Source organism: Pseudomonas lactucae (assembly GCF_016937615.1).
Lineage (GTDB): Bacteria > Pseudomonadota > Gammaproteobacteria > Pseudomonadales > Pseudomonadaceae > Aquipseudomonas > Aquipseudomonas lactucae.
The window spans coordinates 37,534-63,557 of the sequence record NZ_JAFHKI010000024.1 but is presented as its reverse complement, the minus strand read 5'-3'; the positions used below and the strand labels follow the sequence as shown (position 1 = coordinate 63,557).

The window sequence follows — 26,024 nt, the reverse complement described above, 5'->3', positions numbered from 1 at the left end:
GAGGCAATTATCAATCAGCCGAACGCCCTAGGTGAACTTTATGACATCCGTCACCTAAAACTACGCAACTTGGTGAACCGGTTCTGACGGGGACGAAAGCAGCTACTTGCTCGGCTTCGATACTTTCTCGCTCAGATTGTAAATGCCCATCTTGGGAAGAAAGACAATGCCGACGCTATCCGCACTAGTTCCCGCTCCTATGCCTCGATATCCATCGCCGACCTGCATCATGCGTCTCACTGCGACCGCGGACACCTATCTGTGCTGGCCATTTGCCGTTAAAGTGACGAAAGCCAAGTGGTTTTTTGCAAGGATGCTGTTCGAATGGTTTCAATGACTCTACCTACAAGCCTGATTTTTGACCTAGAAGTCGTCCCCGGCAGAGCCAATCAACCTGATCGCATTTTTATGATTGGCGCGATGCGTCCTGACACGGGAGAGGAGCTCGAGCATAAAGTCGACAAGGATCTGCCCGCTGCCCTTGAGGTCTTAGAACGCTTAGGGCAGGGCGCTAGTTTTGTGCTCGGCCATAACGTCATTGACCATGACTTGCCGATACTCCAAGAGCAAGCTGCGCATCTCGCCTTACATCAGTTGCCGGTGATCGACACCCTGCGCCTATCGCCGTTAGCTTTTCCGCAGAACCCGTATCACCGTTTGGTCAAAGACTACAAACTCATTCGTGACAGCCTTAACTCTCCGCTGTCCGATTGCCGCTCGACCCTGACACTATTCAATGACCAGCGCCGGGCATTTGAAGAACTGAGCATTAAGCACCAGGCAGAACTGCTCTGCTACCAAGCGCTGCTCGCCCCAACGCCGAAGAGCGACCTGGGCGCGCTCTTCTCCTCGATCACTGGCCAGGAGCCTAGCCTCACAGAGTTGCGCAGTTTGATTCCCGAGCTGCTTAGGGAAACCGACCCGGACCTGAAGCGCACTTCCAAAGTCTGCAGCACCAGACTGAATCAATTGCTGGAAGCCGACCTTATGGACGAGAGTCTCCATTGGCCATTAGCTTATGCGCTGGCCTGGCTGCGCGTCTCGGGCGGCAACTCGGTTCTAGCACCCTGGGTGCGCCACCAATTTCCAGCAACCGGTAAATTGATTGCCGAGCTGCGTGACGTCCCCTGCGGAGGAAGCCACTGCGGCTACTGCAGCACTACTCATGACCCCCGCCACGAGCTCAGGCGCTACTTCGCTCCAATTCAGGAGTTTCGGACTGAACCGGACGGCGCCCTTTACAGCATGACGTGGTACTGGCGGGTATGCAGGGAAAGCACGTGCTCGCAATTCTCGCGACAGGGGGTGGAAAATCCCTGTGCTACCAGTTGCCCGCTCTGAACCGCTTTCACCGCAACGGCAGCCTGACAGTAATCATTTCGCCATTGCAGTCGCTGATGAAGGATCAGGTCGACGGCCTTCTTGGTCGCAACGTCCAATGTGCAGCGACCTTGAACGGCCTGTTAACCATGCCTGAACGAGCCGAGGTGTTGGAGAAGATCCAGTTAGGGGATGTAGGCATTCTGCTGGTCTCGCCCGAGCAGTTTCGCAACATGGCCTTTCGCCGCGCGATCTCCCAGCGTCAGGTCGGTGCCTGGATCTTCGACGAAGCGCATTGCTTGTCCAAATGGGGCGCAGATTTTCGCCCGGATTACCTCTATGTCTCGCGTTTCATCAAGCAGTTCACGGGGGACGGTCCGCTCGCCGCGATCGGCTGCTTTACAGCTACTGCCAAGCCTGACGTGATTGAGGACATTGAGCAGCACTTTGAAGAGCAACTGGGCATCTCCCTTAAGCATTTCATCGGTACTCACGAGCGTACCAATCTGCACTTCGAAGTCTTGCCTTGTACCCGGTCAGAGAAGTGTCACCACACTCAGGCATTACTTGAGGAAGAGCTAGGCGGTAGCGAGGGCGGCGCCGTGGTATTCGTGTCTAGCCGCAAAGGTGCTGAAGAACTCGCGGAGTTTTTAATCGGCCATGGCTGGGCCTGCAAGCATTTTCACGCTGGGCTGGAGCCACACGACAAGAAGGACATTCAGGACGCTTTCAAGGCCGGGGAGCTGAAGATTATTGTGGCCACCAATGCTTTTGGCATGGGCGTAGACAAATCTGATATTCGCCTAGTGGTACATGCTGATATCCCGGGATCGCTGGAGAACTACTTGCAGGAAGCTGGCCGCGCTGGGCGCGATCAAGGGCAGGCTCGATGCGTGCTCCTGTATGACGCTCAGGACATCGAGAACCAGTTCGGAATGTGCGAGGGATCGAAGCTGACTCTGCGTGATATCCAACAGATCCTGCGCAAACTGCGCAAGGAGAGCGACCGACGCAAGGGCGGCCGGCTCGTCATCACTGCCGGTGAAGTATTGATGGACGAACAGGTCGATACTAGCTTTGAGGCCGGGGAACGCGATGCTGAAACCAAGGTCGTCACGGCTGTGTCCTGGCTTGAGCGCGGGCAGTTTTTAAAGAGGGAGGAAAATCAGACCCAAATCTTTCCGGCAAGCCTGAAGCTGACTAAGGTAGAGGCCGACAAGCGTCTGGCCACCGCCAAATTGCCGGCCAGACGGCTGGGAGAATTTAAGGCTATTCTGAGTTATCTGTACGAGGCGAGTGTTGATGAGCGCATCAACACTGATGCCTTGATGGCACTTACCAGTCTCACGTCAGAAGAAGTCACTGCGACACTGCGTCAGATGGAGAACTTGGGGATTTTAGTCAACGACTCTAAGCTCACTTTGTATGTTCGGCATGGCGTCGTGTTTCCTTCCACCCAACGTCTGCAAGCCACCTTAAAGCTAGAATCTGCCTTGTTTGACCTGTTACAGGAATTGGCACCGGAGGCCGAGAACGGCGAGTGGCAGGATCTTAATGTGCCGCTGTTGACCTCGACGCTCAAAATAGCTTCCGACAACAAAGATTTGATACCGCTGCACGTCTTGCGACTGCTGCGCAGTCTGGCCCAGGATCACGACAGCGAGAGTCAACTGCGTAGCAGTTTCGAACTGCGTCAGATCACTCAGGATTTCCTCAAGTTACGTGTCCGCGTGGGGTATAGCTGGAGAGGTATTCAAGGATTAGGCGAGCGCCGACGTGCGTTAGCTGCCGTAGTACTCGCGTTTTTAATTGGCAAACTGCCACCGGGTTCACGAAACAAAGATCTGTTGGTCGACACCACATTCGGCGAACTTATAGGTCTGATTGATCAGGATCTTGAACTGCGCTCCAGAATCCCCGAGTCGCAGCGCCTTAAAGCTATTGAACACGTGCTGCTGTACCTGCACAAGCAGGACGTGCTAACGCTGAACCACGGCATGACCGTTATGCGTCGCGCTATGACGATTGAAGTTGAGCCGGAAAAGCGTACCGGCTACCTTAAGGATGACCACCAGCGCCTTGATGAGCATTACCGAGAAAAACGTATTCAGGTTCACGTCATGCGCGAGTATGCCGAGGTTGGGCTCGACTCGATGCGAGAGGCCAGCGACCTCGTTCAGCATTATTTCACACTAGCCAAACAGGAGTTCATTCGTCGCTACTTTGTAGGTCGCGAGGAGGTGCTTAAGCTAGCCACGAGTGAAGAGTCCTGGCGTAGCATTGTCGAGAGGCTCAGCGCTGCCCAGCGGGTTATTGTGTCCGACGACGATGACGTGAATCGTCTGATTCTGGCGGGTCCAGGGTCAGGTAAGACTCGCGTGATCGTGCATCGTATCGCTTATCTATTGCGAGTTCGGCGTGTGCCGGCGCGCTGCATCGTGGCTCTGACCTTCAACCGTCATGCGGCAAACGAGATCAAGCAGCGCCTGCTTAAGCTGGTTGGTCCCGATGCTTTTGGGGTCAACGTGATGACTTATCACCGCATGGCGATGCGCCTTACAGGTACTCGCTTCGAACAAGGCGAAACGGTCGAGGAAGGGCGTCTGGCTCAGGTGATGGGAGAGGCTGTTGAGCTGCTCGAAGGCAAGCGGCGGGTAGAAGGCGAGGACGATCTACGCGAGCAACTGATGCGAGGTTACCGCTACATCCTCGTCGACGAATACCAAGACATTGACGACCTGCAGTATCGACTCGTGAGTGCTTTGGCCGGGCGTAAGGCCGAAGAAGAAGGGCGCCTGTGCATTTTGGCGGTAGGTGACGACGATCAGAACATCTATGCCTGGCGTGATACCAATAATCGCTACATAGAGCGCTTTCGCGAGGAATACTCGGCCACAAAGAACTATCTGGTCGACAACTATCGCTCCAGCGGCCGCATCATCAATGCGGCTAACAGGGTCATTGGTCGCAATCCTGATCGCCTCAAAAAAGAGCACCCGATTCAGATCGATACTATTCGCCGCGCACTGCCGAAGGGCGGCGATTGGGAGACTCTGGACCTTGAGCGGGCTGGGCGTGTGCTTCGCCTGAGGATAGAGGCTGAGGGGCACGCCCGGGCGAACGTGCAGGCCCAGGCTGCTGTGGCTGAGCTGCAGCGTCTGCTCAGTTTGGACAGCGAGGATTGGCATGGGTGTGCGGTGTTGGCCCGTACCCACCAGTACCTGTTGCCCCTTCAGGCCTGGTGTGAAGCTCACGGCGTTCCGTATTGCCTTGCCGCCGACAAGGAAGGTGTCTTACCTCTGACCGCTCAGCGAGGCTTCGTGCAGGCTGTTGAAATACTACGAGGAATTACCGAGCCGCTGAGTGCTTCCGAGACATGGACATACATGAGTGAAAAGCAGCTCGGGCCAGAATGGTATGACATCTTGCTCACCGCCTTTGGTCATATGCGGTACGCCTGGGTAAACATGAAGTTCCATTGGCACGCCTGAACGCGAAAGCTTTAACGCGAAGTCCACGTCTTCCTCCAAAAACAGATCCAAGGCTCCGACGCCTATAAAACTTCGCGGCAGACCGCGCAGATCGGGCGCCAGCGCAGCGGAAAAAAGGTATGCATGGTCGTCGCCAAGGTCATACTTACCTCGCATGCATTGCCAGCAGAACTGGTTCTCTTTGCGCTGCCAATTCAACGTTCCGGTAGTGGGATTAGCAACGGGGGCGACACTCGAGCCGGTTCTATGATCTAGCATCGGATAAACCAATAGCAGGCCGGCAAGTGAGTGCTGTCCCCGCTCTCGAACCAGCAGTGCCAATGCGGCGGCCAGTCCGCCGCCTGCGCTGTGGCCCATGACTACAACTTTTTGTGGATCAACGCCAAGTGAAACGCTTTGGCTGAAAAGCCAGGTCAGCGCGGTATAGCAATCTTGCAGTGGGATCGGAAAGGGATACTCCGGCGCCAGCTTGTAATCGACCGCAACGATCACCGCTTCAAGCGCTTCAGCGAGGTCGGCCAGATAATCGTCGACCATCTCCGGGCTTCCCAGCACGAAACCTCCTCCGTGCAGGTACAAAATGACCGGCAGTGCCTGATTTTCAATGACTGGATAGGGGCGGTAGATGCACACACGTACTCTGCAACCGCTCGGCGTGCCGGTTGTCCATCGTTGTTCGCAGCGTTCCAGGTGAGGGGGAGGGTTGTCGGCGCTGATTCGCGCTCGAATGCCGGGAAGCGTTGCGAACGTCCATTCACTTGGTGGTTTTTCCAGAAAAAATGCGTAAGAAGGGTCGAGCAGGCTTTCAATGTTCAAGCGTATTTCCTCCTTGGCAGGGGCTGACCCAGCCCCTACCGGCATAGGATTTACAACCAACTTTTGATCTGTGCGCAGATGGCCTGAGTCGAGATGCCGTAGCGATCATGTAGCGTCGGCAGCGCTCCCGCATCGAGGAACGCGTCAGGGAGGGCGATTTGTCGGAACGTCGGCGTAACCCCACTGCGCAGCAACACCGTTGCCACTGCTTCTCCCAGTCCACCGATGATCGAGTGGTTCTCAGCAGTGACCACCAGCCTGCCCGATTTTTTTGCCTCGGCCAGGATGGTCTGCTCATCCAGAGGCTTGATGGTGGGTACATGCAGCACCGAGACATCCACGCCGTCGGCCTGGAGTTCTTTAGCGGCTTCCAGGGCTCGCATCGTCATCAAACCGGTGGAAATGACCAGGACGTCATTGCCCGTTCGCAGGGTTTTGGCTTTGCCGATCTCGAACTGATATCCATATTCGTCGAGCACCCGAGGCACGTTGCCGCGCAGTAAACGCATGTAGACCGGGCCTTGATGCGCTGCGATGGCGGGGACTGCCTGTTCGATTTCGAGGGCATCGCAGGGGTCGATGATCATCAGGTTGGGCATGGCGCGGAATATCGCCAAGTCGTCCGTGGCCTGGTGGCTTGGACCATAACCGGTGGTAAGTCCCGGCAAGCCGCAGACGATCTTGACGTTGAGGTTCTCCTCGGCGATCGCCATACAGATGAAGTCATAGGCACGACGCGAAGCGAAAACCGCGTAGGTGGTGGCGAAGGGAACAAAGCCTTCACGGGCCATGCCCGCTGCCGCGCTCATTAATAACTGTTCGGCCATGCCCATCTGGTAGAACCGGTCGGGGTGTTCCTTCGCGAAGATGTGCAGGTCGGTGTATTTGGACAAGTCAGCGGATAAACCTACGATATCCGAGCGCAGATTGGCGAGTGCTGCGAGCGCGTGGCCAAAGGGCGCGGATGTGGTTGCCTGACCTTCCGCGGCAATCGAGGCGATCATCGCCGAGGTTGTCAGCTTTTTCTTGGCAGCCACGGGTGCCTGAGCCGTAGGGTTGTTTATGTTGCTCATACGGTTTTCCCTTCTTCGAGGTTGTTCAGGGCTAGATCCCATTCGTGCTCATCCACGCGGATGAAATGCGTTTTTTCGCGGGTTTCCAGGAACGAAACGCCTTTACCCATCCTGGTGTCGCAGATGATGACGCGGGGCTGCGCGTCTGGGTGGCTGCGGGCAGCATCGAATGCCTGAACCAACGCGTCCAGATCGTTACCGTCTATGCGTTGGGTGAACCAGCCAAAGGCTTGCCACCGGTCCACGATGGGCTCGAATGCCAACACTTCACTGGAGTGCCCATCGGCTTGCTGATTGTTAACGTCTACGATGGCTATAAGGTTGTCGAGTTTCCAGTGCGAAGCAGACATGACGGCTTCCCATGTGGAACCTTCATTGAGCTCGCCATCAGACAGCAGGTTGTAAACAAAGGAGGCGGATTTTTTACGCTTAAGACCCAGGCAGGCCCCCACCGCGATTCCCAGGCCCTGGCCAAGAGAGCCGCCTGTGATCTCCATGCCAGGGGTATAGGCGGCCATGCCGGACATGGGCAAGCGGCTGTCGTCCGAGCCGTAGGTTTCGAGCTCATCCAAAGGAATGATCTGCGCCTCGATCAGTGCGGCATACAACGCAATCGCGTAATGACCGATGGAAAGGTAAAAGCGATCGCGATGTTCCCATTCCGGATCTTCAGGTTTGTAGTTCAAGGCATGGAAGTACGACACGGCCAGCAAGTCTGCCGCGCCCAGTGCCTGGCCGACATAGCCTTGGCCCTGGACCTGACCCATGCGCAGCGCGTGGCGGCGGATGTTATGGGCGCGCTGCAGCAACGTGGTGGACGATGCAAGTGAGGGATTGGCAGTCATGGGTAAATTCTCCGTTAACTCAACGATTGACCGAAGCGGCCGGAATGCGCAGCACCAGACAGGCGCCGAGGCATAGCACGCCAGTTATCAGGTACATGCCAATCGCGCTCGATCCGGTGGCGGTGGTGATCCAGCCAATCAGGTAAGGCGAGCAGAACCCAGCTAGATTGGCAAAGCTGTTGATGCCGGCGATTCCCGCTGCGGCGGAGACGCCACCGAGCAGTGTTGTGGGCAGCATCCAGAACAATGACGAGGCCGAAAGAACACCCGCCGCCGCAAGACAAAGGCTCAAGACCGACAGCACCAGGTTGCCGCCGAACATCGCCGCCAACGTGAGGCCTATGGCGCCGGCAACCATTGGCCCTACGAGGTGCCAGCGGCGCTCCCGGTGCTTGTCACCGCTACGGCCCATCAACACCATGGCGACAATGGCGCACAGGTAGGGGAGGCTGGTGAGTAAACCGATGTGCATCGGGTCGGAAACTCCTGCGTTGCGGATAAGCGTCGGCAACCAAAAGGTGATTGCGTACTGACCCATGACGACGCAAAAGTAAATGCAGGCGAGCATCCATAGGCGTCGATCGCGCAAGAAAGCGCCAACCGATGCGTGGGTAACTTTGCGACTGTTATCCTCGGCCAATTCCTTGCTGATCAGCTGCTTTTCATCTTCGGTAAGCCAGGTCGCTTGATGGACGCCGTCCTTGAGGTAAGCGAGCACCATCAGACCTACGATCACCGTCGGAATGGCTTCAATGACGAACATCCATTGCCAGCCTGCCCAGCCATGCAGACCTGCGAACTTGGTCATGATGTAACCTGATAGCGGCCCGCCAATCATCCCCGACAATGGAATGGCGATGAACCACAGCACGGTCATTTTCGCGCGGCGGTAGGAGGGGAACCAATAGGTGAGGTAAAGCAACAGCCCTGGTGCGAGGCCTGCTTCGGCGATGCCGAGAAGAAAGCGCAACGCATAGAATTGCCAGGCAGTTTCCACGAAGGCGAAGAGTGCGGAAATGATGCCCCACGAAATCATGATGCGCGCAATCCAGCGGCGCGCTCCGACCTTGTGAAGGATGAGGTTGCTCGGCACTTCGCAAAGGAAATAGCCAAGAAAAAACATCCCTGCGCCGAGTCCGTAGACGGTCTCGCTCAGGGACAGGTCGTTCATCATCTGAAGCTTTGCGAATCCGACGTTTACCCTATCCAGATAGGCGCACAGGTAGCACAGCATCAAGAAAGGCATCAATCGCCAGGCAGTTTTGCGGTACGCGCTTGAGCGCACAGTTGACACAGTGTCCAGCGTCATGGTGGTCATCATGATGGTCTGATCTCTTATTTTTATAGACCGTCAGGCGCGAAGCCCGGCGTATCTTTGATCCAGCACTTAACAGTCAGCGGTTGATGACACTTGCACTCAGTGGATCAACATACCGCCGTTTACGTCCAGGGTGATCCCTGTGAGATAGGAGGACAAATCACTGGCCAGGAACAACGCAGCGTTGGCCACGTCCTGCGCTGCGCCGAGCCGACCCAATGGGATACTTTCGATGATCGCGTGGCGACGTTCGTCCTGCATCAGGCCGCCGGTGATGTCGGTATGAATCAGACCAGGCGTGATGGAGTTCACCCTGATGTTGTCCGCGCCGAACTCCCGTGCCATTGCTTTGCCCAAGCCCAGAACACCAGCTTTCGCGGCACTGTAGTGCGGCCCGCCGAAGATACCGCCGCCGCGCTGAGCAGACACTGAAGACATACAGACGATGCTGCCTGCAGCCTGCGTGCGCATGATTGGAATGACCGCCTGCGACATCAAGAGTGTGCCGCGCAGGCTGACATCCAGAACCTTGTCGTAATCGCCAGGGCGGATATCCAGGGTCTTGATCGGCTGAGTGATGCCGGCATTATTGATGAGTACGTCGATGCGCCCGTACTGTTCGATGACCTTGGCAACCGCGGCTTTGACTTGAGCCTCGTCCGCGACGTTGGCGGCAAGCCCCAGATGACCTTCGCCGAGAGCAGCGGCAGCGTCACGGGCGGCCGACTCGTCGAGATCCAGGATGACGACACGGGCGCCGTGTCTGGCGAATGTATTGGCAGTTGCGCGGCCGATGCCACGTTCGGATGCCGCGCCAGTGATGATGGCGACTTTGCCTTGGAGAAGCATAGCGAGTCCCTCTGATTGTTTTTATGGTTCGATTCAGTGATCGATGGGTTCAGAGTGTTCTCGGCAGACGGGTCGAGCAATAACGCAAACGTCACTGCTGAGTGAATAAAATTCACCTCTCGTCAACGCAAAGGACAAATGTTTGAATGATATTGCCCGGCAACCAGCTGAATAACAGGCGGAGCACTGATGCGACGAGATGACGACACCTTATCCAGCCTGCCACCGCTGAGAGCAATTCAGGCTTTTGAACAAACTGCTCGGTTTGGCAATCTGGCAAGAGCGGCCGAAGTACTGGATCTCACCCCGTCGGCGATCAGTCATCAACTCGCCAAGCTGGAGGTTATGATTGGTCGCCAATTATTCGTACGCGCGGCGCGCGGCGTGACTCTGACGCCGGTGGGCGAGCAATATCTGAAGGACATCTCCGGGCTGTTGCAAAGCCTGGAAGCCGCGACAGAGCGGGCCGCGAGCGACGTGAGTCTGGACTGCCTGCGCCTGCATTCCGCCCCCAGTTTCGGACTGCTCTGGCTCATGCCGCGCCTGGAGGCATTTCGCATGAGCAACCCGGACGTTCAGATAAATTTATCGTGTTCCTACGAATCGCTGCACTTCAGCCGCGACAAGATCGACGTCGACATTCGTCATGGCCGGCCTAACTGGCCAAGCTATGAAGTGCGTACGGTGCGCAACGAAAATTTTGCTGTCCTGGCCTCGCCAAAGCTGCTCTTGCGTCGCCCAATCAAAGGCGCCGTCGATCTTCTGACGGAGGATTTGATTCTATCCGAAGCCACGCTGCTGCGGTGGCCGGAGTGGTTCGCGCAACATGGGCTGGCACGTCCGGAAAATCCGTATGCGCTGAGTTTCGACCGGTCATATATGACGCTCGAAGCGGCGAGCCACGGCTTGGGATTTGCCCTCGAAAGCACGCTACTGGCGCAGAAGTATCTGGTCAGCGGTTCGCTGATCGAGGTCGCGCCGCAGACGCTGAGTTCTCAGGTAGCCGCCCATCATCTGGTGTTCCCCAAGGCGCACTCAAGTTTTCCCCGGGTTCGGCGATTCCTTGAATGGATGGAAGGAGAGCTTGGGCATAGTTTTGAATTCTAGCCAACCGATACTATCGCTCACCTGATCTGGTACTGGTGTGCGATCGCGTATTACGGTTCCAGATGCGGCCCGATCAAGTTCTCGAACCACTCGATGAATGCCCCGAGTCGACGCGTTCTCTGGCGTCTGTGCGGGTACAGCAGGGACACAGGCATGGGCGCTGCACGAAACGCAGGCATGACCTCGATCAACTCCCCGCTGTCCAGCAAGTGTTTTACGTCGAAGCGGGGTATCTGGATCAGGCCGAGACTGGCACGGCAACAGGCAATGTAGCTCTCGGCGTTGTTGACGACGACCCGGCTGGGCACGCTGCTCATCTGCGCCTGCCCATCGGCCGGACAGTATTCCCAGGGTAATTCCCGACCTGTGGTGGGCGAGGCGTAGCCAACCGCCCAGTGCCCCCAGGCAAGGTCGTTTGGCTGCTCCGGCACGCCGTGCTCATGGAGATAGGCTTTGCTGGCGCAGTTGATCAGGGCGATAGTCCCGATGGGTCTCACCGCCAAACTGCTGTCCTGCAGGGTCCCTACGCGTATCGCGCAGTCGACGCCATCCTGCACGAGGTCGATGGCGCGATCGCTGGAACCGAGTGTCAATTGCAGTTTGGGATAGCGGCGCAACAGGCCCGGTAACGCCGGCGCGATGAGGCGTCGCGCAATGCGACTGGGCGCGTCGATCCTGAGCAGGCCGGCGACTTGCCGCTGACTGCTCTGGAACAATTGCTCGACGTCCTCGGCGTCCGCCAGTAATGGACGCAGGCGCTCTATCAGTTGAGTGCCGTCAGCGGTCAGATGAACCTGGCGTGTGGTGCGGTTCAACAGGCGCACGCCGATCTTCTCCTCCAATTGCTGAATCGCCGCAGAAACGGTGGCGCGAGGCAGTTCCAGCGCATGGGCGGCTTTGATGAAACTGCCCATTTCGGCGACCTGTACGAAGACGCGGTATTGATCAAGTTTATCCATAGGGGCATTCAATCCTCGGGGCGCTGCCAATCCTGGTCGCGAAGTTGGTATCCGTGGGGCGGGCGGATGATCACCCCGCGAACCCTCCCTGATCCAGGAAGATTTGCTCCGCCGTCGTGGTCTGGCGCAACAGTAATGGATTACGGTGCGGAAAGCGGCCGAAACGGCGGATGATCTCGCGATGGTCCTTGGCGTGGGAGCGGGCGTTCGGACCCAGTCGGGTATTGAGTGCTACGGAGATGTTCTGGTCGGCGATGTCTTCCGAATGCGCGAAGGGCAGACAGAAGAACAAACGCAGTTCCGGTGCAACGGCGTCCATATGTCGTTGCGAATGAGCAATGCGTGCCAAGTGCCGGGCCAGCGGGTCGGTTGCGTACATGTGGGCAGTGCCGCGGAAAGCATTTCGCGGGAATTGATCGAGCAGGATCATCAGCGCCAACGCACTTTCCGGTTCATCTACCCAGTGGTCGATCTCTCGTCGGGCCGCCGTCAGGTGCAGCGTCAGAAAACGTTCGCGAAAGCGCTGATCAAAGGCTGGGTCCTTGTCGAACCATCTCGCCGCGCCGACGTCACGCCAGAATTGGACCACTTCGGCCGCGCGTATGCTGCTATCGAGCTGCATTTCGGGGGGGAGGAAGGGTGTTTTCGTCATCGTGTCAGCCCTTCGGTTGCGCATTCCCCTGAATCAGGGATTTGCCTGCATAGATGCCACCCGATACTTCGATGGCCAGTCGTTCAGCGTCGGTGCGGCGTACCCGCGCGGCGAGTATTTCGGACGCCTCGGGCGTTGCTCCGAGCGCCATCGAGGCTTCGTAGCCAAAAGCCATGGCCGATTCGAAGGTGACACGGACTTGGTAATCCACGTCGGCCTTGATCAGTTCGATGGCATGTTCGCGGTCATGAGCGCGTGCAAGCACCCGGGCGTGGGGGAACGTCGTCTTGGCATGTTGGACGATCTGAGTGGCGGCCCGTGCGTTATCCACGCAGACCAGGATGACGCGGGCATGGTGCGCGCCAGCGGTATGCAACACATCAAGGCGAGTGCCGTCGCCGTAGTACACCTTGAAACCGAAGTCACTGGCGTCTCTGGCCACTTGAGGGTCATGGTCGATGATGGAAATAGTCGCTCCCAGCGCCAACACATGCTGGCTGGCGATCTGGCCGAAGCGACCGAAACCGATGATGAGCACGCTGCCTGCCAGTGATTCCGGGGTTTGCGCACCCTCCATGGACGCCCCGGTCCTCGGCCCCCATCGTCGATGTGCGAGCACCACCAGCGGGGTTAGCGCCATGGAGAGCACGATAATGGCCGTCATGTTGGCGTTGACCGTCGGATCGATTACGCGACTGGCCAGCGCGGCGGCGAAGAGCACAAAAGCGAACTCGCCGCCCTGGGCCATCAGCACGGCGCGGTCGAGGGCGTCAGTGTGCGAACTTTTCGCCAGCCGCGCCACGGCGTAGATGCATACGCCCTTGCTCACCATCATCGCGAGAACGCCGGCGATGACGATGGGCCAGTTACGACCTACCGCCGCCAGGTCCAGCGACATGCCCACGCCGAGGAAGAACAGACCCAACAACAAACCGCGGAAGGGTTCGATGTCGGCCTCCAGTTGGTGGCGAAACGTCGACTCGGAAAGCAAAACGCCAGCCAGAAAGGCACCCATGGCCATGGACAGGCCACCCAGTTGCATAAGCAGTGCCGCGCCCAACACCACGAGCAGGGCTGCAGCGGTCATCACCTCACGGGCTTTGGCATTGGCCAGGATTCGAAATAACGGATTGAGTAGCCAAATGCCCGCCGCAACCAATGCTGCCAGCGCGCCGGCCGCGACGGCAATGCCGAGCCAGCGAGATCCGTCCGCTGGCGCGGATGGGTCGATGGGCGCGATGAATGCCACTAGTGCCAGCAGCGGTACGATCAGCAGGTCTTCGAACAGCAAGATAGCCACTATCTTTTGACCGCGTGGGGCTGCGATGTCGCCGCGTTCACCCAACAGTTGCATGACGATAGCGGTGGAGGTGAGCACAAAGCCCATGCCGCTGACGAAAGACACCGCCAGCGAGAAACCGAAAGCGAGGCCCACTGCGCTAAGCAACAGACCACAGACCAGAATCTGCAAACTGCCCAGGCCGAAGATATCGCGCCGCATGTTCCACAGATGGGAAGGCCGCATTTCCAGGCCGATGACGAAAAGGAACATCACCACCCCAAGTTCGGCGGTGTGCAAGATGGTCTGCGGGTCGCTGAAAAGCTCCAACCCGAACGGACCAATCCCCAGGCCCGCCGCCAGATAGCCCAGTACCGAGCCCAGCCCCAGGCGCTTGAACAACGGCACCGCGATCACTGCCGCACCCAGCAAGGTTACGATCCTGATCAGATCACCCGCACCGCCTTCGATCGACATATCGTGCCTCAATAGGTGATATCGGCGATGCCACGCCGCAAGAGTTTGGCCTTGGTCAAGTGGCTTACTTGGTGGTATAGCCGCCGTTGATGAGAATGGTCTGCCCGGTGACCCACCAGCCGTCGCTTACCAAGTGGCGAATGAAGGGCACTACATCCTCGATATCGGTGAGCCCGGTTTTGCTGGACGACGAGAGCGCCGCCGCTGTCTTGTGGTACGCCACGGCATCTGCACCTTCGGCCGGGTAGAAAAACGGCGTGTCCATCGGGCCGGGGCCGACCGCGGTCACCGAAATGCCGCGCGCACCCAACTCCTTGGAGGCCGCACGCGTGTAGTGCTCGACCGGTGCCTTGGTGCCGGCATAAGCAGCGTAGAACGGCGTGAACGCGCCCAGCAGCGAAGTGACCACTGTGCAGATTTTGCCGTTGTCGTTCAGATTTTTCCCGGCTTCCTTGATGAAGAAGAACGCGGTCTTGGAGTTGACGGCTGTCATCTCGTCGTATTCGGCTTCACTGATCTCGGCCATGGGTTTCTTCAACACTTTACCGACGGTATTTATGGCGATGTCCGGCTTGCCTATAGCGCTGATGGCGTCGGCAAACAGCTTCTCGACGGCGCCCGCAGTGGTGAGGTCAGCCTGTAATGCCACGGCTTGGGTACCGCTGGCCTGGATGGTCGAAACCGTTGCATCGGCATCGGCCTTGGAGGACGCGCTGTTGTAATGAATGGCGATGGCCCTCGCGCCTTGCGCAGCCAGGTCGCGAGCGATGAGGCCGCCAAGGTTCTTGGCGCCGCCGGCGATGAGTACTACCTTGCCTTTGATGGAATGGTCTGCCATGGGAAACTCTCCTGTGCGAGTATGAGAAGTTTAAGCATAGGCGTCTGTAGGCGTCGGATAAATGAGGTTTGGCTGGATGGATTATCCATAGAATCCGCCTAATGAAGGGGATTTGAAGCAGCGCCTGGGCCGCTGTCTATGGCCCGCCAAGGGCCATAAACCGGAGAACTTAGACTGCCTGGTTTAACGCAACATTGCGTTCTAGGGCGAATCGGCAATGTGCAAACCCATTTGCCTGAAAAGAAACAGCTACTTACCGTACCGACTCATGAAAATAGCGGCGCGCTTCGTGACCACGGGCAAGGAATCCAGATCAATGCTTTCATTTTCACTATGAGCCGCTTCGCCCCAAGCACCGAGGCCGTCCAGGCTCGCCGTCACATACTTGTTCACATAGGAAATATCAGCGCCGCCTCGCTCCGCGGATGATGCCGAAACTAGCACAGGGCCCTCCAAATCAACGCTGACTTGACTATAAGCTTGCAGAAGCTTTCGGTTGCTTTCGCGATCAGCCATGACCGGCATGATGTCGTTCATGTTAAGCGTGCTGCTGGTCTGCGGCAGCGGACGGCTTGCGATCTCTCGCAATTGCGCTTGTGCGGCATTTTTTTGATCTTCATTACTGAACCGCAGATCGCCATGTACGGATGCAACCCTGGCAACCGTCGTTTTTCTGCCTGAGGCTTTACCTTGTCCGCTGGCGACATCTTCTACGGCAGTGGAGCCGCCCACGATGAGTCCAGGGTTCAAGGTCAGTCCTTGCTCATTGGAGAGCTTGGATCGCATCTCATCCAGAACACGGGCCGATTCATAGATCGCACCAAAACCCGTTTCAGGCTCGAAGAGGGTTGCCGAATGTTTGTCGACACCGGTGCTGGTCAGAAACCATTCACTTAATCCCCTGCGTTCGGTAATCAACTGATTGGGCGATAAAGCAAATTCAAACCCCAGCGCAATGTCGCTTTTTTTGGCTTCGCTGATCAGCACTGCTCTGGAAACACTGGTCGGCTTTGCCGCGAGTTCTTCATCACCGATAAGGACCACAGTGATGTTCATAGTGTCCAGCGATCCGTTTTGCTTCAACGCTTGCAGGGCGTACAGCAGCGTGACGATACCGCCTTTATCGTCGATGACGCCGGGGCCTTTGGCTCTCTTTCCGTCATTGACATACGTGAATGTCTGGAACGCACTGGCTTTGGGAAAAACAGTATCCAAATGGCCTATCAATAAGAGTCGCTTGGCAGATTTTGCACCGTTATGCACGGCTACGAGACTTCCGGCATGCTTCATTTCAGCAGGCAAATCATGCCATCGAGTATCGAAGCCAAGCGCTTCAAGCTCTGGCTTGATCAGATTGCCAACCTCGACCACACCCTCGACGTTGTCCGTTCCGCTGTTGATGTTGACGAGTTTTTTAAGCAGGTCGATCTGTGCCGCATGGTGACTGTCTACATACGAGACAATGCTCTGCTCATCGAGCGCCGGTTTCGCCAGTGCTTCTTTCGAGAGCAAGAGCCAGATGAGCAGGGAAAACCACTTCTTCAAGCTGGGCATCGTTCATTGACCCTTTGATTGTTACCGAAAATCAGCTCGTCGATAGGTGTTTGAGTTATTCAAACGCGTGTCGACAGGCACGGATTCTGAACGGGGATCGGTGCTGTTGGCCGCCGAGGCGGGCCTATTGTTCAGCACGAATTGATCCGCTCCAGTTAGAGGATTGTTCAGTCAATTACCGAAGACTGTACGAGGTCCGCGTAACGCTGATGTCTTTCCCAGCTGTAGGAGTCCTCCATCAACCCAGCTGAAAGAAACACATAAGTGAGCTCTCGCTCGGGATCCACCCAGAAACAGGTAGAGCCGGTTCCGATGCCTCCGAAGGTTGCAGGGGAGGAGAGCTGGCCGAAAGCATGTGAAGTGATTCCAGTTCCCCTGACGTAAAAGCCGGGTCCGAGGTTTGCCGGGATCGCTGGCCACCCTCTCATGTTCTGTGCATAGTCCCAAAGGCTGTTTGTCATATCGGCCGTTGCGATCGTGCGAGCGAAGCGCAAAATTGCTGGGCTAAGGATGCGGGCCCCGTCGATCTCGCCTCCTCGACGGCAGGCCTCGGCAAAGCGAAACCAGTCATAAGCGGTGGTGTAGGCGCTACCTGCGGGAATCTCAAACCCGGGCACCGCCGCATGCTTCCCTGCGCCCTCCAGCATCGCAGGGTCCAATAGCGCTGGAGCATGATTTTTTACCACCACCGGAACCGCACGTTCGATTTGGTCTTCCCGCAGTCCGAAGCCCAGTGATGTGTCCGTCATTCCTAGAGGTTCGATAAGGTCTTCTTTGAGAATCTGACCGAATGAGCGATGCCCGCCATCGAGTCGACGTACTATTTCAGCGAGCACAGCGTGTCCGAGCACCGCCGCATAACTGATGCTCGTGCCCGGAACCGATTGGGGCACCATGGCGCTCACTGCGTTGCTCACCGCTTGGATATCGCCGATTTTCTCGGGCGGTATTCCCGGCGCTCCTAACGGGAGGCCAGCTTTGTGCAGCATCAAATCAGCGATGGTCGTGGCGCCTTTTCCATTGGCCGCGTAGTCGGGAATCAACTCTCGCACCTGCGTTGTGAAACCAATTTCACCTCGATCGATCCGCTGGAGCACAGCAGCATTTACCATCTGCTTGAAGATGGACATGGTGATAAACACGGAATCGAGTCGGGCTGGTTTGTTAGCGGCCCGGTCTGCATATCCGAATGCTTCGTGAAGCACAACGGTGCCACGGTGGGCGACGAGTACCACGGCGCCGTCGAACTTATCGGCCTCAATGTCTTCATTAATGGCAGCTGACAGCCGTGCGATCCGGGTCGCGTCGATACCTGGCGAGAGGGTAGATGTCATGTTCATCAATGCTCCTTACGTTATGGCGATCAAAAGACAAGAGGGCGGCCATTGCCGGCTTCATTTACAATATGAGGGAGCCCTCAGGTTCACAACTCGCGTTTGGAGGCGACATGGCGACTAACAGCAGAGCGGCCTGTACCACCGCGAGAAAGGTGCCCGTGCAGGAACGTTCCAGGCGTACCGTTGAGGCCATTCTGCAGGCTGCCTCTCAGGTTTTGGTCCGGTGTGGCTATGAGCGCGCAACGACGGGGGCCATTGCCGAACGCGCAGGCGTCAGCATTGGAACGCTTTACCAATATTTTCCAAATAAAGAGTCGTTGGTGGCGAGCGTCATTGAGGGGCATTTTCGTGAAGTGCTCGCAGTCGTTGAGTCTGCGCTGCAAACCCATTGCGACTCCTCACTCGATGTGTTTCTGCTTGCAATCATTCGTTCAAGCTTGGACGCACATCGACTGCAGCCTGAGCTGCATAAAGTCCTGATAGAGCAGGTCCCACGTGTTGGGCTTTATGAACAGGCAATTGAGCTTAGCGAAAAACTGTCGTTTTTACTTCAGGAGCATCTGGCAAAACACTTTCCTCAGTTGGCCACGTCCCAACTTCAGATGCTTGCTTTCATCATCGAAACGACTGTCGAAGCGCTCACTCATCGCGCAGTGATTGAGTGCCCTCAATGGTTAAGCTCCGGCGATCTTGAGGCAGAAGCGTTTGCACTGCTGGCTCCGTATCTCAGGCACACCGTCAACCGTAGCCATCCGCGGCGCTTACGGTAGCGTTCATTACAGTCAAAACATCTCGGTCTGCAGTCATACAGCGCACGAACGATACGTGGGGGGCATAGCGGAGCGTTTGGCAGACGAGCTAATATAGCGGAGTGTTAAATTTAGTGTTGAAGACCTACCTAGTGAATGGTAGTTTTGCATGGCGGGGCCGGGAGTTGACGAGTCTAGCATGCGACCTCCAGCCTGCTATTGTATCTGAAAGTATTTAGGTATCAGTAGGTTGGATTAATAGTTCGATTGCCCTCTGGATGGTTTTTTTCCAAAGATCCGCCATCGGCAATCGTGATAGTTAAGCGCTTAGACCCAGCAACTCATCTGGATACGAAGAGCTGCTATCGGGCCGATTTAGTCAGGAATGAAATCAAGTGGGACTTCACTTGTTGATTTTATTTCTTCCATTGCAAACATCGACGTGATGTTGGCTACGGGTAATTGACCAATGATCTTTTTATAAAGCACATCATAGGCTTGGATATCCGGCAAAAAAGCGCGTATCAAATAATCAACCTCACCACTCATCCGATAGATGTCAACGATTTCTGTCATGTCGCGCGTCGCTTGATAGAAGCGATCTATCCATTCAATGGAATGCTCTCTGGTCTTGATCATGATGAACACTGTCACTTTTGCGTTCAGCGTCGTTCGGTCAAGGATGGCGACCCGTTTTTTGATGAAACCTTGCTGCTCCAAACGCTGAATTCTGCGCCAACATGGCGTCATCGAGAGCCCGACTTGCTCTGCGAGCTCGGTCACGGGCTGAGTAGAGTCCCGCTGGAGGCCTGCCAATATTCGACGATCGATACGATCTAGGCGGGAGGAGCGATCCGTCAGCTTTGAAGAACTGGTCATTTACAGGGCCTCGGAAAAATATTGCAGAGATACAGAAAACATTGGAAGGTGATTCTATGTCAAGAGGTAGAGGTGTGGAAATTTTGCAATAGTTTACCTATTGTCAAATGGTAGTCTTTTTTCATCAGCTAAACGGATCGAGCAGAGTGCTTCAACAGGAAGAAAAAAAGAGGTGCGTCCCAGCCCCTGGGCAGGCGCGCTGAAAATAACAAAAGGCTCAGGGGGCCATCCCCTCGAATCAGCGCTTGGCCGGCGCATCACTGGGAGATACCGATATGATTTTCAAACGTATGGGCGTGCGTCTGTTACCGGCATTGGTTCTGGCAGGAGTGGTTTTCGGATCGTCAGGCGTCTACGCCGAGGGTGAGGGGGATGGCGTTTGGGCTGCTGCCCAGAAATCGGGGGCTATTCGATGTGGCACGGCGGAGGCTCCGCCATACATCATGAAAGACCCGGCCACCGGCGAGTATTCAGGTTTCTTCGTTGATGCGTGTAAAGAGTTTGCGGAGATCCTCAAGGTCAAGCCTGTATTTGTGGACACCAGTTGGGACAACATGATTGCCGGCTTGCAATCCAAAAAATGGGATTTGGCACCGGCACTGACTGCTACCCCGCAACGTGCTCTGTCTATCGTCTTCTCAAAAAACTTATCAGCTACCGAATCGACCTTTATCTACAACCAAAAAAACCCCAAGACAAACCAGCCGAAAAGCCTTGCGGATATTGACCAGCCAGGCGTGACCATCGCTGTCTCGTCGGGTACTGCTCAAGATAAGTCACTGACGGCCATTATCAAAAACGCATCGATTATGCGGTTGCCTGGTCCGGACGAAATCCGTTTGGCTGTAATGTCTAAACGCGCTGATGTGATTTTCGATACGGCAGCAGCCAATGACTTATTTGCTGCTTCACATACCGACTGGGCTGTCGTCCTTAAGCCGGTGCCGGCAATCGACAAAAAAGGTGTTTCGTTCGGCCTGCGACGTGATACCTCATATGCTGACCTTCAAGTATTAGACCTTTATATCAATGAAGCCGTTACATCAGGTCACATGGATGAGCTGATCAAAAAAGCTATCGCGCACGAGACCAAGTAATTTGTCTTAGTGGTTGTTAGAGGCTGTCTGAACTTGGAGTAGAAGCTAATGGCAAATGCAAACTATCTCGTCGAAATGAAGGGGCTGCATAAAAGTTATGCAGGCGGCATAAAACCTGTGTTGCAAGGTTTGGATATTAGCATGTGCCCCGGTGACCGTGTCGTCGTGATTGGGCCGAGTGGTGGTGGGAAAAGTACGTTGCTGCGCGTGTTGATGGGGCTAGAGGATATTGATAAGGGCCAATTGCTGTTTCAAGGCAAGAACTATATTACAACCGACAAGTTCGGCAGAACGGTAATTGATAAGGATATTCGCCGTAACATTGGAATGGTTTTCCAGCATTATACGTTGTTCCCGCATCTGAATATTCTTCAGAACCTGACCCTTGCACCAATTAAGGTGAGAGGTGAATCAAAACAATCAGCAGAACTTCGAGCACGGGGGTTGTTGACGAGGTTTGGGCTGGATGCGAAGGAAAAAGCCTATCCAGCTCACCTGTCTGGTGGGCAGAAGCAACGCGTCGCCATCGCTAGGGCCTTGATGCTCGATCCTAAGCTGATGTTGTTTGATGAAGTGACTTCTGCACTCGATCCCGAACTGGTTGCCGAGGTTGAGCAAGTTATTATGCATTTGGCTGAACAATCCATGCCAATGGTAATAGTGACTCACGATATGCACTTTGCCAAAAATATCGCCTCACGGGTGATCTTTTGTGCTGGTGGTGTGGTCGTCGAAGACGGCCCACCTGAGCAGGTACTCGGTAGACCGAAGGAAGCTCGAACGAGAGAGTTCATACAGCGAGTCTTTCATATTGGCGAGGCGGCAGGAGTCGAACGTGAACTATCAATTTGATTTGTTCTTTATTGCGAACGGTCTCTGGCCATTGCTCAAAGGGTTAGTTGTAACCCTGGAGCTCACGGTGGCCGCGAATATTATCGGATTGAGCCTGGGGTTCATTATTGCGCTATTGGTGATGAGCCCTAATCCGATTATCCGTTGGCCGTTTACCTTATTCATCGAGTTTTTCCGCTGTACTCCCGCAATTGTTCAGATCGTATGGTTTTTTTACTGTATACCCATCATATTCGATGTTTACATAGACGCACTGACGATGGGGATTTTGGCGATTGGACTCAATTTGGCAGCGTTTAACGCGGAAGCGTATAGGGCTGCCATCCAAGGCGTTCAAAGCAATCAGTATGATGCCACTGTTGCTCTGGGACTTTCGCCGTTTCAACGCACCGTATATGTGGTACTTCCGCAGGCATTCCGTTCGGCGTTGCCCGTATTGGTTGCAAACGGCATTGGTGCGTTCCAGCAAACAGCGTTGGTTGCTATCGTCGCCTTGCAAGATCTCATGTACATGGGAAAAATATTGGCGACCGACACTTATCGACCTATCGAAGTGTTTACCGTAATTGCTCTTATATATTTCGCGATTTCGTTCCCTGTCTCTCAGCTCGTAGAGTATATAGAGCGGCGCCGTAAAGCGGAAAATTCATGAGGACGCGACCATGGAACTAGATTTTTCAGTGATCTTTGATTACAAGGCTGCGTTGTTTTATGGGCTTTTACTAACGCTGAAACTCACAGCGATCTGCGTTGTTTTGGGGTGTGCTTTAGGTTTTTTGGTGGCGATTGCAAGAAGCTCCAAAAGCAAAATTGTTTATGGGGTCAGCACTGTGTACGTAGCGCTATTTCGCGGTACCCCAGTACTGATTCAGTTGTTTTGGATATTTTTCTGCTTGCCTCTGATTTTGGGTATTGAGCTCTCGAATATGGCGTGCGGCATCATCGCGCTGACGTTGTACATGGCTGCGATAACGAGTGAAACGTTTCGTGCATCATTCAGCTACGTTAGCAAAGAGCAACATGACGCGGGGGTTGCTCTCGGGCTGACTTATCGTGTTCATACCTTGTACGTTCTTCTACCACAAGCGCTCCTCAGGGCGGCGCCTACACTGCTATCCAATTGCACTAGCCTGTTTAAGGAAAGCGCTCTCGTTTCAGCCGTGGGTATGGCTGACTTAATGTTCGTTAGTCAAAATATATCTAATAGAACGGGCCATCCGGTAGAGCTCTTGACCGCCGCAGCCGTCATTTATTTTGTGATTGCGTTCCCTATCACCCGTGCTGTCACGGCGCTGGAGCGGAAAATTTTGCATACCATGGCTATTTAGTTAAGCAAAAAAACCAACCCTGTGTAGCGATCAAAAACAGTTAATAAATTAAGCGCTCGTAGCGAAGTAGGATTGACTATGTTTAATGGCGATAGACCTTTCATTAGTGGGCAAGAATCTGAAATCCACCATTCAATGTGGTCTGCGACCGGAGGGGAGAGACCAGAGAGCGTATCCCTGGCGCGACAAGAATCTTGTGATGTCTTGATCATTGGTGGCGGCTTCAATGGGGTGACAGCTGGGCTTCACTGTGCTGAACGCGGCGCCAAAACAATATTGGTTGAGGCTCAGGAGATAGGCTCGGGTGCAAGTGGCCGAAATGCAGGCCAGGTTAACCCTGGACAGTTTCTTTCGCCGGAACAAATTCTTCGTGCGTTAGGCCCAGATTATGGCCCTCTATTTTTGAAAGAGCTCGGTGGCTCGCCCGATATCGTGCGTCAGCTGATACGCGATTACGGTATTGATTGTGCTGCTGACGAAAGACCTATCATCCGCTGCTCAACGACTCCTCAGAAAACTCGAGAACTCGAAGCTCAGGCTTCGGATTGGCAAGCCTTGGGCGCGAATGTGCAGATGGTCTACGGTTCTGAACTCGAAGAGATGAACGGTTCGACTCGATACAAAGCTGCGTTAATCGATCACCGTGGATTTACCCTTCAACCGCTTGCTTATGTGCGCGGGTTAGCGCGAGCTGCAGTCGCTCGAGGCCTTCGGATTTCCACGGGCTCTAAGGTTACCTCGCTGGAACCCTCAGGTAGTGGATGGATCGCTACTACCAGCGATACGACCATAAAAGCCGACAAGGTCATTCTCTCAACCAACGCATACAGCAATGATCTGGTACCAGGCTTCAAAGAAGAAATAATGCCCCTTGGTGCTTTTGGTATCGCCACTGCAGATCCGTTACCTCTTGAGTGGAGAGAGCGAATTTTGCCTCACTACATAGCCATGTGGGACACCCATAAGATACCGCTGTGGTTCAGATATGACCCGGTAGGGCGTCTTCATGTTGGATCTATTGGGTTCCTTCCCATTCATTCAGAAGGGGATAACTGGGTAAACCGCGCAATGAAGTTTGTCTACCCATTCGCGCCTACATTCAAATGGGGCTATCGGTGGTCGGGCACGCTTGGCCAAACCGTCGACAGATTGCCGCATCTTGTTGAACCTCGTCCAGGTATCTATGCAACCATCGGGTGCAATGGGCGAGGCATTGCGCCAAACGCTTACTTCGGAAAAATGCTGGCTAAGATCGCACTCGGCGATGACGTAGTTACTCCGTTGCCGCTGAGAAAGTCTACGAAATATCCAATGCGTGAGATTGCGTTAGAAGCATATGACGCTGGAATTCGCTTCTATCGCAATACATTGCTTTTTACGTAGGTAACAACGACAAAATTGCTGGCTTTCGGTTGTGGCTAGAGATATTTTCTAGCGCTCTTGCAAGTGTCGGAAAAATAATTCCAAGGGTTTGGTTTTTTTTAGAAGTTTATTCATTTTTGCTTGGTTTTAGCGGTGAAGATTGGAAGCGGCTTCTGGTGAAGGAAGAATACACTGACTTTATCGCGCCCAATTAGCGAAATGGCGATATGAGCGGCCTCTGGGCGGTTTGCGACGAGATGACCTATATTTCGGATCTAGTAGATAGGTGAAGAAAATGAGTGTGAAATCAACAGAGTACAGTGCTCTTGATGAATTGGCGTCCAGGGTACAGGCAGATCTCCACGTCTTACGCTTTCCTCATGACCCTTGGGTTCTGCCTAAGGCACACCCTAGCGGTAAGCATGTCTACGACGTAGCTATCATCGGGGGAGGCCAAGGCGGGTTGGCAGTTGCTGCAGGTCTCTTGCGGGAACGGGTTGATAACATCGTTGTTTTTGATCGGCAGCCCAAAGGCTTGGAAGGCCCATGGAACAATACGGCACGCATGCGTACTTTGCGTACTGTAAAACATTTGCCAGGTATCGATGCGACATTAACCAGTCTGGCACCTCAAGCGTGGTACACAGCCAAATACGGCGAAGAGGCTTGGGAGCAACTCGTAAAAATCCCGAAAGGGGACTGGCAAGAATATCTGACATGGTGCCGCGATACTCTCAAGATTCCAGTCGAAAATCTTACTGGTGTCTCCAACGTGATTCCAGATGACAAATTATTTCGACTGGAACTTAACAGATACGATGGTCAGGGAGAAGTATCGGCTCGCGAGATTGTTTATGCTCGTAGAGTGGTTGTTGCGACAGGGGTTGATGGCAGTGGAGCCTGGCATGTACCCAAGTTTATCTCATCGGCGTTGCCTAAAGAACGATATGCCTCTTCAGGAGAGCATATTGATTTTTCAAAGCTTGTAGGCAAAAAGATCGCTGTTCTCGGTGCCGGCGCATCTGCATTCGACAATGCGTCGACCGCGCTTGAGGCTGGTGCGTTGGAGGCTACTGTTTGTATTCGCCGCAAGGATATCCAGCGGATTAATCCTCAGATCTGGATGGCAAAAGCAGGGTTCCTTAATCATTACGCTGATATGGATGATTCCCTGAAGTGGAAATATATGCGGCACATGTTCAGGTACAACATTCCAGCTCCCCAGGACGCCTACAATCGATTGTCAGGGTTAGAAGGTGCGAGCGTTCGTACCAATGCGGCCTGGGAAGGGGTGAAACTCGTCATTGAAGACGGAAAAGAACAAGTTGAGGTCACCCTTGCATCTGGAGATAGGCTCAAGGTTGACTACTTGATAGTTGCTGTTGGGTTTGTGAACGATTTTTCACTACGCTCAGAGCTTTCAAGTATTGCCAATGACATAGCGCTGTGGCGAGACAAATATAGTCCTGTCCATGGGGAGGAAGATACTCAAATATCCAGCCATCCCTACCTGGGCGAGAATTTTGAGTTTGTCGAAAAAAGACCTGGGGAAGCCCCCTATATTAAGAATGTGTTCAACTTTACCTATAGCGCCCTTGTAAGCATGGGGCTTTCCGGTTCGGCTATTAGCGGGTTTAAATACTCAGTTCCTCGCGCGGTACGTGGTATCACAAAGTCGCTTTATCTTGAGGATGCTGAGGAGATTTATAATAAATTCACCGATTATGCCGACCTTGAGATGATAGGGGTTGTTCCCTTTAATAATTCAAATAAAATAAGCAAGATTTACGCTAATTGAATTATTTGTCCTTGCTTGGCCCATGAAAGGTATCGAAGGTCGAT

General features: G+C 54.7%; 20 protein-coding genes and 1 pseudogene. 9 read left to right on the top strand and 12 right to left on the bottom strand.

Annotated elements, in window-relative coordinates:
• Positions 1–324: 324 nt before the first annotated feature.
• Positions 325–4,769, top strand: a pseudogene (locus JWR98_RS05335) (RecQ family ATP-dependent DNA helicase); the annotation flags it as partial.
• On the opposite strand, the gene JWR98_RS05330 reads toward JWR98_RS05335, so the two are convergent.
• The 5 genes from JWR98_RS05330 to JWR98_RS05310 form a co-directional block, all read right to left on the bottom strand.
• On the bottom strand, positions 4,659–5,627 hold the full coding sequence (locus JWR98_RS05330) for an alpha/beta hydrolase (RefSeq protein WP_205489456.1): 969 nt from the start codon (positions 5,625–5,627) through the stop codon (positions 4,659–4,661). The pseudogene JWR98_RS05335 and the gene JWR98_RS05330 sit on opposite strands and share 111 nt — an antisense overlap.
• A gap of 50 nt (positions 5,628–5,677) precedes the next feature.
• Positions 5,678–6,700 carry a transketolase family protein gene (locus tag JWR98_RS05325; protein WP_205489455.1) on the bottom strand — a complete coding sequence of 341 codons (1,023 nt, stop codon included), beginning with the start codon at positions 6,698–6,700 and terminating at the stop codon, positions 5,678–5,680.
• Positions 6,697–7,545 carry a transketolase gene (locus tag JWR98_RS05320; protein ID WP_205489454.1) on the bottom strand — a complete coding sequence of 283 codons (849 nt, stop codon included), beginning with the start codon at positions 7,543–7,545 and terminating at the stop codon, positions 6,697–6,699. Before JWR98_RS05320 ends, JWR98_RS05325 begins: the two co-directional genes overlap by 4 nt.
• Before the next feature lie 19 nt (positions 7,546–7,564).
• Positions 7,565–8,866, bottom strand: a complete 1,302-nt coding sequence (locus tag JWR98_RS05315; protein WP_205489453.1) for an MFS transporter — start codon at positions 8,864–8,866, stop codon at positions 7,565–7,567.
• Between the two features lie 96 nt (positions 8,867–8,962).
• A complete protein-coding gene (locus JWR98_RS05310) occupies positions 8,963–9,712 on the bottom strand; it encodes an SDR family NAD(P)-dependent oxidoreductase (RefSeq protein WP_205489452.1) in 750 nt (249 codons plus the stop codon).
• Positions 9,713–9,901: 189 nt separating this feature from the next.
• Here JWR98_RS05310 and JWR98_RS05305 point away from each other — a divergent pair, with 189 nt between their 5' ends.
• Positions 9,902–10,819, top strand: coding sequence for a LysR substrate-binding domain-containing protein (locus tag JWR98_RS05305; protein ID WP_205489451.1), 918 nt, complete (start codon positions 9,902–9,904; stop codon positions 10,817–10,819).
• 50 nt (positions 10,820–10,869) lie between these two features.
• Here JWR98_RS05305 and JWR98_RS05300 read toward each other — a convergent pair whose 3' ends face one another.
• The 6 genes from JWR98_RS05300 to JWR98_RS05275 all read right to left on the bottom strand — a co-directional run bounded on the left by JWR98_RS05300 (position 10,870) and on the right by JWR98_RS05275 (position 17,918).
• Positions 10,870–11,778 (bottom strand): LysR family transcriptional regulator, encoded by a 909-nt coding sequence (locus JWR98_RS05300; RefSeq protein WP_205489450.1) that lies wholly within the window; start codon positions 11,776–11,778, stop codon positions 10,870–10,872.
• Between the two features lie 70 nt (positions 11,779–11,848).
• A complete protein-coding gene (locus JWR98_RS05295) occupies positions 11,849–12,430 on the bottom strand; it encodes a DUF924 family protein (protein WP_225908580.1) in 582 nt (193 codons plus the stop codon).
• Between the two features lie 4 nt (positions 12,431–12,434).
• Complete coding sequence (locus JWR98_RS05290; protein ID WP_205489449.1) at positions 12,435–14,186, bottom strand: monovalent cation:proton antiporter-2 (CPA2) family protein; 1,752 nt, start codon at positions 14,184–14,186, stop codon at positions 12,435–12,437.
• A gap of 64 nt (positions 14,187–14,250) precedes the next feature.
• Positions 14,251–15,024, bottom strand: coding sequence for an SDR family oxidoreductase (locus tag JWR98_RS05285; RefSeq protein WP_205489448.1), 774 nt, complete (start codon positions 15,022–15,024; stop codon positions 14,251–14,253).
• A gap of 249 nt (positions 15,025–15,273) precedes the next feature.
• A complete protein-coding gene (locus JWR98_RS05280; RefSeq protein ID WP_425273154.1) occupies positions 15,274–16,578 on the bottom strand; it encodes a M20 family metallopeptidase in 1,305 nt (434 codons plus the stop codon).
• 167 nt (positions 16,579–16,745) lie between these two features.
• Positions 16,746–17,918 (bottom strand): serine hydrolase domain-containing protein, encoded by a 1,173-nt coding sequence (locus JWR98_RS05275; RefSeq protein ID WP_205489446.1) that lies wholly within the window; start codon positions 17,916–17,918, stop codon positions 16,746–16,748.
• A 107-nt stretch (positions 17,919–18,025) separates the two neighbouring features.
• Here JWR98_RS05275 and JWR98_RS05270 point away from each other — a divergent pair, with 107 nt between their 5' ends.
• Positions 18,026–18,685, top strand: coding sequence for a TetR/AcrR family transcriptional regulator (locus JWR98_RS05270; RefSeq protein WP_205489445.1), 660 nt, complete (start codon positions 18,026–18,028; stop codon positions 18,683–18,685).
• 354 nt (positions 18,686–19,039) lie between these two features.
• On the opposite strand, the gene JWR98_RS05265 is transcribed toward JWR98_RS05270, so the two are convergent.
• Positions 19,040–19,543, bottom strand: coding sequence for an Lrp/AsnC family transcriptional regulator (locus JWR98_RS05265; RefSeq protein ID WP_205489444.1), 504 nt, complete (start codon positions 19,541–19,543; stop codon positions 19,040–19,042).
• Between the two features lie 275 nt (positions 19,544–19,818).
• Between JWR98_RS05265 and JWR98_RS05260 the strand changes: the two genes are divergently transcribed.
• From JWR98_RS05260 to JWR98_RS05235, 6 genes are all read left to right on the top strand, one after another.
• Positions 19,819–20,640 carry a substrate-binding periplasmic protein gene (locus tag JWR98_RS05260; RefSeq protein ID WP_205489443.1) on the top strand — a complete coding sequence of 274 codons (822 nt, stop codon included), beginning with the start codon at positions 19,819–19,821 and terminating at the stop codon, positions 20,638–20,640.
• A gap of 48 nt (positions 20,641–20,688) precedes the next feature.
• The gene (locus tag JWR98_RS05255; protein WP_225908579.1) at positions 20,689–21,492 is read left to right on the top strand and encodes an amino acid ABC transporter ATP-binding protein; all 804 of its coding nucleotides are present in this window, start codon (positions 20,689–20,691) and stop codon (positions 21,490–21,492) included.
• On the top strand, positions 21,476–22,144 hold the full coding sequence (locus tag JWR98_RS05250; protein WP_205489442.1) for an amino acid ABC transporter permease: 669 nt from the start codon (positions 21,476–21,478) through the stop codon (positions 22,142–22,144). Before JWR98_RS05255 ends, JWR98_RS05250 begins: the two co-directional genes overlap by 17 nt.
• Positions 22,145–22,154: 10 nt before the next feature.
• Entirely contained in the window at positions 22,155–22,820 is a 666-nt protein-coding gene (locus JWR98_RS05245; RefSeq protein ID WP_205489441.1) for an amino acid ABC transporter permease, read from the top strand.
• A 78-nt stretch (positions 22,821–22,898) separates the two neighbouring features.
• Complete coding sequence (locus JWR98_RS05240; RefSeq protein ID WP_205489440.1) at positions 22,899–24,203, top strand: NAD(P)/FAD-dependent oxidoreductase; 1,305 nt, start codon at positions 22,899–22,901, stop codon at positions 24,201–24,203.
• A 274-nt stretch (positions 24,204–24,477) separates the two neighbouring features.
• Positions 24,478–25,980, top strand: coding sequence for an FAD-dependent oxidoreductase (locus tag JWR98_RS05235; RefSeq protein ID WP_205489439.1), 1,503 nt, complete (start codon positions 24,478–24,480; stop codon positions 25,978–25,980).
• Positions 25,981–26,024 lie beyond the last annotated feature (44 nt).